The following is an 11,202-nucleotide window of genomic DNA, read 5'->3' as shown; positions in this document are numbered from 1 at the left end:
GATGGGAAATCAGGGATATGTTAGATCGGCTCAACATCAATGAACGTATCATCTTTCCTGATCTTGATGGTTTATCAAACTGGTTAAAACGTCATTATTTTGTGAAAGAATCACGCTAATCAAAAATTCGTACAAGACTGCTGTGTGCGATAAGAATACCGTAGTGGTATGAGAAGGCAGACCGCTTCATTGGCGAGATGCTGGAGTCGATAGATAAGATGTAGTATATTGGCAAGGCCTACCACCATATGAGTTGTAAAGCATGTTCAAGCCACAAGGTTAAGGCCAGAAATTAGGCATAATCAAAAAGGTAGTCAGCAAGAAGACGCAGAAAGTCAGTATCACTTATAACTTTGTCAGGGAAATCCCAAAAACAGCAATTTAACAGTTTACCCCATCCCTCAGTAGTTGAGAGATGGGGCTTTTTCTATTTAAACTTCTTGATTGGTTTTAATTCTACCTTTTTCATTCGAACTGGCAGCTCAGATGAATCATATGGAATCAGGACAAAACACTTGTACTTTTTTAGGCAAAAGCCAAGAGAATGTTCTGTTATGGTAAAATCAAAAATGTAGAAAGAATGAAGAATTTTTATGAATCGCTTAGCTGTTTCATAAATACTCATCTGCAATGATTTCTTCTCCAGAAGATACTCACCACGTTCAGCAACATTATGATCAGCAGCAATTTTTAGAGGCTTTTTACCAGAATCTTATCCCAAAAGGATCATTCAATCCATTGTTCCATAGTGAATCGGCAGATGGATGCTACCCAGATCCTGCACTGTTTTTCCAGATTTCCAGAACGGCTTCAAATCTACCCGGATGATTTGAGGATTTTCATAGGTCTTGAAATAGTAGACTTTGTTTTGAAGATCAATCATGGAAGTGTATTGAGTGTAGTCGAAGGTTCCGTTAGCTGTCTTTACTACACCGTTTGGCAGCGTAACGCCTTCTAAAATGTGAAAGCCTGCGATAATGGCTTCTTGCATCCCCTCCGGCTGTACCATGTGTAGTTTCTGGAACGTTGTTCTGACGAAACGAGCAGGTGGTGTGTAACCTCCAGGTAGGGTACTTGTTCCAGCAGCCTGTCCAAATGGTTCCACTAGAAAGCCTCCCCAATTCGCCTTGTTCGTCTGCTCCGGTGTGACCTCGATGTAGTTGCGCAAGTTTGTCATCTGCCAGAGGAAGTCCGGACTGTTCGTCAAAACACCGACCGGATTCTCATAGATATTCAGCCCCAGCTTAGTCTGCTCCACCACGACGCTCCTGCCGGATGAGTCGGTGAAGATCCAATGCAACGGTGCGACTGTACCGGTCAGCCCATCCTGAATTCCCACCAAAGTAATATCGGCCAAAAGCTCCCGAAGATCATCCAGGGAAGCGCAAAAACCAAGGACATAGTGCAGGAAATCCAGAGCCGGAACCTGTATCTTGTCACTTTGTTGTGAGAACTGTGGGAAATCGGCATAACCCTTAAAGTACAATGCGCCGCCTGCTAGTCCCTTTTCATTGACACCATCAAATAGAACATAGCGATTTTTGAAATGACGGCCAATTCCCGCGACCGCATACCGGTCGGTAAACAGTTTGCCCAGCGCACATTCCCAAGCGGAACCAGCGGGAAAAACAGCAAGACACGGGCTTAGATTGTAGTGAAAATCCATTGTCCGTCCAAATACATTTTCATGCTGTTGATTTAAGAAATTGATTGCAGTACACATAAAAGAAAACCTCCAAATATTGAATCTTTGTTAACCACTCTGCTTTTCCAGCAAATTTTTTACCATTTATAACCCACATCACTGAACGCCAATACAAGACTGTCAATCCCTAGCAGGATCAGATAGGCACCGATAAGAAATCCCATAGACAGAAAAGTGATGGTCGGCTGAAGCAGCATCAGGAAGCCAAGTACCAATCCAATGATGTTTATGATAAGGCTGAAATAATAGTACCCGTTACCGGCTACATACCGGATGATCTCCAAATGGGTCAGATGAGAAATGCAGTGCATGATGAACCACAGTGGGAAGAAAATAGCCAGAGCCCAGATTGCAGCTCCGGGATACACCATCACCAATAGACCCGCGAGTACACTCAAAATACCACTGACCAGAGCAACCACCGGCCCAATTCCGGTATGGTGCTCCATCTTCACATAAAACACAATATCCGCAATCCCTGTGATAAGAGCAAGCACACCGTAGACAAGCACAGTACCAGTCAGCACGCTTTCCGGTTGCAGAAAAGTGAATATGCCCAGCACGATCAGCAGAATACCAACGATTAGTTCCATCCATCCATATTTAGAACGATGCTTCATTTTGTTGAACCTCCTTTTTCTTTCCCCATGTTATATCTTGTGTACTAACTGCTTCCAGGGAGAGAAGCAATATTCCGCCAGTAGAAGAAGCTCCTCTGTGGACAGTCCCTGACGCCAAACTTCAGAGAAAGACCCATTCTGTTGCGCACGCTCCCGATCAATAAAATCCTCTATTGTTTCATAGGAAGACACCCGCTTTTCGACCATAGGAGAACAGCTGAATTTTAATTTTGTCTGGAACACCAGACGATCCGTTTCATTTTTTTGACGCAAGTGAGCCAGCTTCTGACTCAACTGTCCGTGGCTTTCCGTTTCGCTGAACCGGATGTTTGCATGGAACTGCTCGAATTCCCGATCCAGCTGGCTTAACTTCGCGGATAGAATTTCATATGACATGATCCATACCCTCTTTCTTTTGGATACTTTTATTTTAATCAGGGTAGGAGGTTGGAACAATAGACAGAAAAAGAAGTGTGTATTGACAGAAATGCCAGAGTGTAAAAAATTTTATACTCTGGCATTACTATGAAAAAAAGATACTTATTATCTGGGGGAAATCTCCCCCACAACAAGCTGATGAACAATATGAACGATATGATCAAGATCATTACTATCGTCCTCAGTCCAGTTTTTAAGGAAACCAAGAACCGCCTGGCTATGATAGCGCATAACAAGTTTTAAGTCCGCATGGCTGCATTGGGCATACAAGCCACACTTTTCCACCACTCGCAAGAAGAAGGTGAAAAGATGATCCTCCACCATTCGCTCAATCTCGTCCCGATAGTTTGTCTGGAGGCTATGCTCCACATAGGGACGAGCATTCAATGCCAGCAGGAACAGGTAATGCAACCCTTTTTCCGCATTTCCCTGAGTAAGCGTTTCTTCGACCAGTCTATCCGTGTTGCGTTCCAAAACCCATTTCAACAGATCCGGAATATCTTCAAAATGATAGTAAAAAGCCTGTCGAGTGATATTACATTCATCTACGATATCCTTCACCGTTAACTTTTTAACCTTCTTCTGCATCAAAAGCCGTTTGACGGCCTCCACGATCAGTTCCTTTGTTTCAACTGCCATCAGGCAATTCCTCCATTCTATTTGCAAATCTGAGAACATTATACACAGAAAATATTAGGTTAACAAGGTTTGTTTACGGTATCGGATGTATGGCTTTGAGTGATATTCTTCAATCATCTAAAATGATAATTTTGGTTTCTTGTATCACTTGACACGATGGCAAAGAATTTCTTTCATAAAAGCTTATGATAAAAAATAATACATGAATTTTAATCATAAAAATATAAGGCACTCTCACCAGGTGCCTTCTTTCTTTTTATTCCCATATCAAAGTCGTTGTTTTGGAATCACATACGATATCATCATAAGCATAATACGTTGTCATCGTTTCATGATCGCGATCAATGATTTGTCGGTTTGAAATAAGCGAATCCTCAAAATTTCTGCTCTGTGTTTCAATGATCAAATAAGCAGTTTCTGATGGTATATGTATTTCATCTTCAACATTTTCCGCTTCATAACGGATACTTTGTATCACTTGATTGTTCTGATCCATATAATGAATCAGTATCATTTCCGGTTTATACATGATATGGAAACGAACTGTAACATTCACTTCTTCACTCGTTCCATTAACAATGGTATCATAGGTGCCGCTTTGACTTGCCTGATAACCGATCTTATTTCTCGTGATCCAAATCCCCGATACTTCATTGGTAACATAGATTTCACCTTGATCAAAGTATATTGGCATCATTTTGAATAAAATACTATCTTCATGATTTTCTGCGATGATATTCAGGCTTCTTTCTGTTGTTATCATATCTTTCTCATCTGTAACATAATAATCTGTTTCACCGACAAGAACGCTCATATTCTCATCTTTAAAACCATAACTGTTCCCTTCATCATCACTTGGATATGTAAATATGGCCATATATCCATCAATCGTATCAAAAGAACATACATAATTATCATTTGTTTCTTCTTTACAGCTTGCATCATATCTATCCATACCAGTCATCTGATCTTGGGATGCTACCATAAATCCAATGATGCTGCCCTTTTGATCCGGTGCTTTTTGGCCGGTTTCCTCTGCAAGCGAACATCCCATCAGCATAAAACATAATAATCCAGCAAACCATCTATTCCTTTTCATCTTCGTCCTCCAAATTCCCATCAAATTCCAAAATATCTTCCACCCGACAATCCAAATAGTAACAGATCTTATTTAACGTATTAAAACGTACGCCCTTTGCTTTCCCACTTCTCAATATAGAAAGATTAGCTTCAGTGATTCCCACATATCCGCATAATTCCTTTGAAGTCATCTTCTTTTTCTTTAATGCTTCATCTAAATGTATCCTGATAGCCATGTCAGATAAACAAATCGTTCTCTTTCTTTAATTGGAAGTTTTCGCGGATAATTTTGCTCACCAGCATGACAGTAAGCACGAATAAAAGAGGGGTCAGGGGTATGAATAGTTGTATGTGATTCATTAAGACGACATCACCTGCAATGACACAAAGGCCTTGAATAATAAGCTGGAATAGAACGATCAAAGCAATAAATCGTTTTGATAATAGGATGATATGATCCAAAAGATTTACGATTTCAGTATCATATGTATCCTTTTGAAACAGTTTTAATAACCAAATCAATTGATTGGTAATGATGGCACCCAGAAAATAAGGTAATGCCTGTAAGAAATATTGAATGAAGATGATCGTTTTAGAGAATTCCAGGATACCTATGGGCGTAATTTCCGTATTTACTTTCATATCCCACACAGGTATAGAATTAGCTGTCATATATATTGCCGTTGTATCTTTTATCGCACAATATATGAATAAATAAGCAGATGCAAAAAGAAAACAGAACACGATAAAATGTAATAGAATTGAACAATATCGAGCCAGTTGGCTTATATCAGCCTGATGTGCTTTTCTTAGTATTTTTAAAACAAAATAAGCGACAAGAAGCATGATGATAAATGGAGAAATGCTCCAGTATGTCATCAGTGAAAGCTTATGCGGATTGATCATATAATACATGCTGATCAATAATACGATACTTAAAACTACAAGAAGAATATCTTCATAATGAAAAGCATGGGTCTTATGGTAACTGATTCCTAAGAACAATAAAGGCAGCAATGATATCAGCAAATAAACGATCCATGCCAACAAATTACCAAACACCCCGCTCAATGATATATTTCTAAGTCCTTCTCCTAATATTGCCATTGGTTTTATGAGGATGCTCATAAGTATCGCCAGTTCCTGACGTGATAATAAAGCAGTCATGCCAACGGTCAACATGATCAGTAAAGAAGTCATGATAAATGTTTTCCTTTTCATAATTCCCTCCAAATTATTGTTTTACGATAATTACAACTTTACTATATCATGTAAATTATCGTTTTACAATAATAATTAAAAAAAGCGCTTATGCGCTTAATTTACTTCATCTGGATAAAGCATCATTCTCTTATAAATCATATATGAGATTGCTGCCGCTATAAATTCAGTGATCCAGAAAGCATGCCATACTCCTTCTGCTCCAAAGATCATGCTTAATACAAAAGCAACAGGAATAATGATGAATACATATCGCAGTGATGAGATCACCAGTGATGGCACTCCCTGTCCCAAACCTTCTAAAGCACCGCTGATAATGACCGATACCGAGGAAATAATAAATCCAATGCTGATATAGCGTAAAGCAATGCTGCCGGAAGCAATCGTGGAAGCATTCGTAGAGAACAATCCGATCAGTTTATCCGGAATCAGCCAGCATAACAGGGTTCCCACGCTCATGATGATGATGCTTAAGCTTAGAGATACCAAGACAATTTTCTTGACGCGGGCATATTCTTTTGCACCGAAATTATAGCCTACGATCGGACGCATTCCCTGTACGATACCGTTGGTCGTAAGATACAGGAAGGTTTGCAGCTTATAATAAACACCTAAAACAAGCACATATGTATCAGAAAAATTAGCAAGGATGCTATTTAAAGCGGAAATCAGCAGAGAAGGTAATGCAAGGTTAAAAATTGCCGGAATTCCTACCCCATACATTTTTTTTGTGATTTCCTTATCGAAAGTATCTTTTTTCAAGGTAAGATGTATCTGAAAATGATAAAAACGATAACATATGATGTAAATAACCAGACCTAAGCTTTGCCCGATACCGGTCGCCCAGGCAGCACCCTCAATGCCCATGGCAGGAATGAATTTCCAGCCAAAGATAAAGAGCGGATCAAGAATGATGTTAGCTACACAGCCGGAAAGCATACAAACCATCGTGATCATCATTTTACCTTCTGCCTGATAGACTTTTTCCATTGACATTGAAATCGCAATGACGATCGCAAAGCTAAAAGCGATTCGTGAATAACGGATACCCATATCTATGATCTGGGCATCAGAAGTAAAGAAGTTTAGAAAAAACGGCATCACTACAATACAGCCAATCGTCAGCAAGACACCATGAAGTGCATTATAGATCACACTTTGAGTTGCCGCAGCATCAGCCTTTTGATAATTTTGTGCCCCTAAATGATATGCAATAACTGCATTTGCCCCAATAGAAAAACCTATTGTTACTGCATTGATCAGATTCTGAATCGGGAATACGAGTGAAAGAGCTGTCATGGCATTTTCACTTATCTGTGCAACATAATAGCTGTCAACGATATTATAGAGAGATGATACCAGCATGGATATGATCATTGGAAAGGACATCGACAGTACTAAAGGAAGTACCGGTTTTGTTTTCATAAATGTTTTCTGCATGTTCTACCTCCTGACAAAAAAAATAAAGCTATATCTGCCTTGTTTATCTCATCCACAAGGAAATCTATAGCTTTCGCACGAAAAATTCTAACATGTAAGCCTTCTTTTGTCAACGAAATAAGAAACAAAAATGCCTTGCAAATAGCTGCAAAGCATCTCTATATTTATTTATTAAAGCTAAATTCAAATACGGCACTTGGATCATCATAGTTTTCATTTGAAACCCATAAAACTGTTTTTTCAGTCAGATTATAGACAACGCTATGAACGGTACATCCGTTACCATCATCATTATCCCATGTCCTTCTGCCGACCATTGCTAAGATATCCATCGCACCATATGCATCTTCAACGATTCCATTTGTCTTATTTAACTCTTCATAGATCTTATCATAGCGGTCGACACCCTTTTTATCTTCCACAGGTGAATGATCATAATAACCCGGCTGAATAATAAAGTTGGTAATTACCTGATAATCCGTACTGCCTTCCAGCTCCCCGATATGGGCATCATCATCGTTATAAGTCACCACAAGCTCACGTGCTGAACCATCATTATCACTGGCATCATCACTGCCGACCCACTCTAAGATCGCACTGCGTCCACTGGCATCTGCGACCATATAATGATAGGACGTATTTGCTGAATCATGAAGATCATAGGACTGTGCAATTTCTATGGCATCTTCAAGATCATCTGCATAATCTAAAATCAACCGGATCAATGTTGTTGAAGTAAAATCAGGTTTATCTGTATTTTGATTCGTAGGGACTGTCTTATCACCACTTCCCTGATATGTCATATAAATACCAACACTTACACCGGCATCATTCATGCCATCCAGCGGAGCATAAGGAGCCGCTAATGTTGTGATCTTATTCATGAATCCATTGATATTCTGATTCACATCGATTCCTAAAAACTGTAAATCGACAGTAGAAATCGTTGCATGACGTCCTTCACTTGCCTCTGTAAAGACAATCATCGTATTCGTCTTAGAAAAATCATAATTTCTCGCAAACAGCGCATCACCATTATTTCCCGTTGCAGTAAAGGATGCACAACCGATATCTGATTCACTGATATTCATCGGAATCAAACCCTTGGTGATCTTATTCGTCACAAATTCAATCAGTTCGCTGTCACTGCTTACACCGCCTTGGGCAACAAAGTCATCCAGATAAAATCCACCCTTTACATGCATTGCATAAACGGCTCCGTCATCATGTTCATCATTTCTGTCACGCAGCATTTCAATGCTCATGAATGTAGCAATCTCATTATGCCAAACGGCATACACCCCGATACCTGTACCGGCAATCAAGACCACCAGAATAACGGCAAGACTTACTAAAATTTTTTTAATATTCCATTTCTTATCGTTTTTCATTTTCTGTTTCAATGATCTTATCATCTATATCCATAAATCGTTACGCTATGTATCATGTTTCGTATGGGTTTAAAAACAATTATAAATTCTGTAAAGATAAATGAATACAAACGAGATGATCACATGCTCCTTTCAGTTGAGATGTTGAAAACTCAACTTCTGTATTATATACAAAAGATGTTGAATAATCAACATCTTTTTTTAAATAATCATAATCTTTCCTTAACCCTACATTTATATATATTAAAACCCGATGGCACCTTACCATCGGGAAATGAATATTTACATTTTTATTATCCGGGTCGCAATATCTTGCGCAAAGATCTCATCATGCGTCACAACAAGAACACCCATACCATCTTTTGCCAGCTCCTGAATAATGATTTTCACATCTTCAATACTTTCTTTATCTAATGCACAAAGGCCTTTGGAAAACGATCAATCTATTTATCTGTAAAATGCTATCAGTTATTAAATCGTATAAAAGAAACAAAGCCATTAAGTGATGATGCTAAAAGAATTTATGGTGAATTTTCTAAATTTGAATGTGCTGATAAAAACGAGATTAAGAAAAGGCTTAATATGGATACAAAATCCTTCAATAAAGCTTTTGATTTTCTCTTAGAAAATTAATATATCACAGCTTATGCAGGAAAAAAAACTAAATGCAAACTGGTATTCTTATCTCTATTGTACAAAAAGAAAACTTCAACAAGAAAATCAATGGTTTACATTTTAATGGCAACTGTAAAGAAGAGCTTTGGAATATCGTAAAAAAGACAATGGATCAAGCTTCTTTTGACATCCTTTGTAAATGATACTTTTTTGTTAAATATTATGATTCCATCTCCTTCTCTATCCATGCCATGAGCAAATTTACAATTTGAGCCTGCTGTCTTTCAGTAAGCTCTTTTCCTTTAGGGACACGATACCATTTCTCCAAACATCCACGGCAACAACAAGCACAGGCATGCTGAGCGATAAATACAGGATGTCCACGCATCGGTGTCTGCTTACCATCATTTTTAGGCATTGCCAATGCAAGCCTCTCTCTTATGAAAGCTTCACAATGAGTACGTATTACATCCATTCCTTTATCACGAACATATTCTTTATCTTTTGAAGATAAATGAAATTTTGCTCTGAATGCAGATTGATTTAATCTTGCAAATGTTTCTTCAATCGTTGGCATAGGATTCACCTCTCTACTATTTTAGCACTTCTTTTCATTCTTTCAATAAGACATAACTTTTATAAAATTATCTGTTTATTACAAACTTTACCCTAAAATTCTCATTCACAAAAAAAGAGATATTCATAAATGATGAATATCTCATATTTTTAGTGATAGATCGTTATGAATTAAGAAAGCTTTTTCTTAGCATTTAGACTTAACATCATACCGGTGGATACTAACAGCAGCATCATCCATAACGATATATTACTGTAATCATCTGTTTTCGGTGATTGACTCACATCATTTTGATCTTTTGGTTCCTGTCCTAATTTAGCAATCGTTTCGGTTTTAGTTGCACCACATTTAGTACAGGTATAGGTCATAATTCCCTCAGCATCCACAGTTGCTTTTTGAGTAACCGTACCATCATCCCATACATGACCGTTTGCTGTTATTTCTTGTGTCTGTTCAGTATGACAGATGTCACATGTACGTTTTTGTAATCCGTTTTCTGTACAAGTTGCTTCTTTGACTGTCTGCCATTCACCATAACTATGTTCATCTCCGTCAATAGCATGGAAAACTAAGTGGTTATATTCCCCGGTTGGAGAATTTACATAATCTTCTGCAACAGTACCTTTATATCCAATGATGCATGCACCATCCAAAATAGGTGTTCCCTGTATAGTGGTAACAGATCTTGGCACCCATACATATTTTAAGCTTGGGCAAGCATTTAAAAAAGTAAACGGAATGGTATCTACTCCTTCTTCTATGTACACATACGTCAGATTGTCACATCCGTAGAATTGTGCATTGGCCCCTTCCCATCTTGAACCTGCCGGAATCGTAACTGACACAAGATTATCACAATTATAAAATACATCTGAATACCATAATACATTTTCAGGAAGCCTTATTTCCGTAAAGCCAGCTCCGCCAAAAGCAACATTTTTAACTTCTTCCAGTCCGTCATTGAGATATACCTCTGTAAGCGTTGGATTATCAGCAAAGGCAGACAGTCCTATAACTTTTACTGTTGATGACATGGTTACTTTCTGCAATTGACTGTAATTCACACCATTATAGGAAGAAAAAGCGATGGCAGGTATTTCCGTAACTCCTTCTGCCACAACGATTTCTTTGATCTGTTCAGCATAAGGTGCCCATTCATAAGGCTGCCCTTCAACATAAGGAATATCCTCTGTCAAAGTAAAGACACCTGCATCATCGAGCGTCCATCCATTTCCACTGGCAACTTCAGCTGCAAATACAGTCGTAGTACCATTAGGAAAAAACAGCAAACCTAACGTAAAGATAATGGCAAGACCCTTTAACTTTATCTTACCAAAAGTTTTTTTCATATGATTCCTCTCTTTCTTATTCTTTATGATCCCAGTTTTCAGTAGTGAAATTCACTCACATCTATTTTCTCTCACAATTAATGAGAGTCATATCAGATGTATATCCGTTATTTTCATTTCGATCAGC

Annotated in this window: 11 protein-coding genes; all 11 read right to left on the bottom strand. The window is 38.4% G+C overall.

The features are described from left to right. Nucleotides 1-730: 730 nt before the first annotated feature. Nucleotides 731-1,723, bottom strand: coding sequence for a choloylglycine hydrolase family protein (locus Q0K35_RS00705; protein ID WP_294560675.1), 993 nt, complete (start codon nt 1,721-1,723; stop codon nt 731-733). A 59-nt stretch (nt 1,724-1,782) separates the two neighbouring features. Next, a complete protein-coding gene (locus tag Q0K35_RS00700; protein ID WP_294560674.1) occupies nt 1,783-2,325 on the bottom strand; it encodes a DUF308 domain-containing protein in 543 nt (180 codons plus the stop codon). A gap of 30 nt (nt 2,326-2,355) precedes the next feature. Beyond that, nucleotides 2,356-2,721, bottom strand: a complete 366-nt coding sequence (locus Q0K35_RS00695) for a hypothetical protein (RefSeq protein ID WP_294560672.1) — start codon at nt 2,719-2,721, stop codon at nt 2,356-2,358. A gap of 147 nt (nt 2,722-2,868) precedes the next feature. Continuing rightward, nucleotides 2,869-3,429, bottom strand: a complete 561-nt coding sequence (locus tag Q0K35_RS00690) for a TetR/AcrR family transcriptional regulator (protein WP_294560670.1) — start codon at nt 3,427-3,429, stop codon at nt 2,869-2,871. Nucleotides 3,430-3,658: 229 nt separating this feature from the next. Then, on the bottom strand, nt 3,659-4,501 hold the full coding sequence (locus Q0K35_RS00685) for a hypothetical protein (RefSeq protein WP_294560669.1): 843 nt from the start codon (nt 4,499-4,501) through the stop codon (nt 3,659-3,661). Continuing rightward, nucleotides 4,488-4,718, bottom strand: a complete 231-nt coding sequence (locus tag Q0K35_RS00680) for a helix-turn-helix transcriptional regulator (protein WP_294560668.1) — start codon at nt 4,716-4,718, stop codon at nt 4,488-4,490. The genes Q0K35_RS00685 and Q0K35_RS00680 overlap by 14 nt, the downstream gene beginning before the upstream one ends. Nucleotide 4,719: 1 nt before the next feature. Beyond that, the gene (locus Q0K35_RS00675; protein WP_294560666.1) at nt 4,720-5,703 is read right to left on the bottom strand and encodes a hypothetical protein; all 984 of its coding nucleotides are present in this window, start codon (nt 5,701-5,703) and stop codon (nt 4,720-4,722) included. A 96-nt stretch (nt 5,704-5,799) separates the two neighbouring features. Continuing rightward, the gene (locus Q0K35_RS00670; protein WP_294560664.1) at nt 5,800-7,143 is read right to left on the bottom strand and encodes an MATE family efflux transporter; all 1,344 of its coding nucleotides are present in this window, start codon (nt 7,141-7,143) and stop codon (nt 5,800-5,802) included. Nucleotides 7,144-7,307: 164 nt separating this feature from the next. Continuing rightward, nucleotides 7,308-8,546 carry a carcinine hydrolase/isopenicillin-N N-acyltransferase family protein gene (locus Q0K35_RS00665; protein WP_294560662.1) on the bottom strand — a complete coding sequence of 413 codons (1,239 nt, stop codon included), beginning with the start codon at nt 8,544-8,546 and terminating at the stop codon, nt 7,308-7,310. 823 nt (nt 8,547-9,369) lie between these two features. Then, on the bottom strand, nt 9,370-9,726 hold the full coding sequence (locus tag Q0K35_RS00660; protein ID WP_294560660.1) for a DUF4186 domain-containing protein: 357 nt from the start codon (nt 9,724-9,726) through the stop codon (nt 9,370-9,372). Between the two features lie 170 nt (nt 9,727-9,896). Next, entirely contained in the window at nt 9,897-11,075 is a 1,179-nt protein-coding gene (locus Q0K35_RS00655; protein ID WP_294560658.1) for a leucine-rich repeat domain-containing protein, read from the bottom strand. Nucleotides 11,076-11,202: the final 127 nt, after the last annotated feature.

It is taken from the genome of uncultured Traorella sp., from assembly GCF_944327115.1.
GTDB lineage: Bacteria > Bacillota_I > Bacilli_A > Erysipelotrichales > Erysipelotrichaceae > Traorella.
This window is presented reverse-complemented; position numbering and strand designations above follow the sequence as displayed.

Bases quoted from the DNA above. Each gene is read 5' to 3' on its own strand.
- Q0K35_RS00685 (WP_294560669.1), bottom strand. From the start codon at position 4,501: ATGAAAAGGAATAGATGGTTTGCTGGATTATTATGTTTTATGCTGATG.
- Q0K35_RS00655 (WP_294560658.1), bottom strand. From the start codon at position 11,075: ATGAAAAAAACTTTTGGTAAGATAAAGTTAAAGGGTCTTGCCATTATC.
- Q0K35_RS00705 (WP_294560675.1), bottom strand. From the start codon at position 1,723: ATGTGTACTGCAATCAATTTCTTAAATCAACAGCATGAAAATGTATTT.
- Q0K35_RS00675 (WP_294560666.1), bottom strand. From the start codon at position 5,703: ATGAAAAGGAAAACATTTATCATGACTTCTTTACTGATCATGTTGACC.
- Q0K35_RS00660 (WP_294560660.1), bottom strand. From the start codon at position 9,726: ATGCCAACGATTGAAGAAACATTTGCAAGATTAAATCAATCTGCATTC.
- Q0K35_RS00700 (WP_294560674.1), bottom strand. From the start codon at position 2,325: ATGAAGCATCGTTCTAAATATGGATGGATGGAACTAATCGTTGGTATT.
- Q0K35_RS00670 (WP_294560664.1), bottom strand. From the start codon at position 7,143: ATGCAGAAAACATTTATGAAAACAAAACCGGTACTTCCTTTAGTACTG.
- Q0K35_RS00695 (WP_294560672.1), bottom strand. From the start codon at position 2,721: ATGTCATATGAAATTCTATCCGCGAAGTTAAGCCAGCTGGATCGGGAA.
- Q0K35_RS00680 (WP_294560668.1), bottom strand. From the start codon at position 4,718: ATGGCTATCAGGATACATTTAGATGAAGCATTAAAGAAAAAGAAGATG.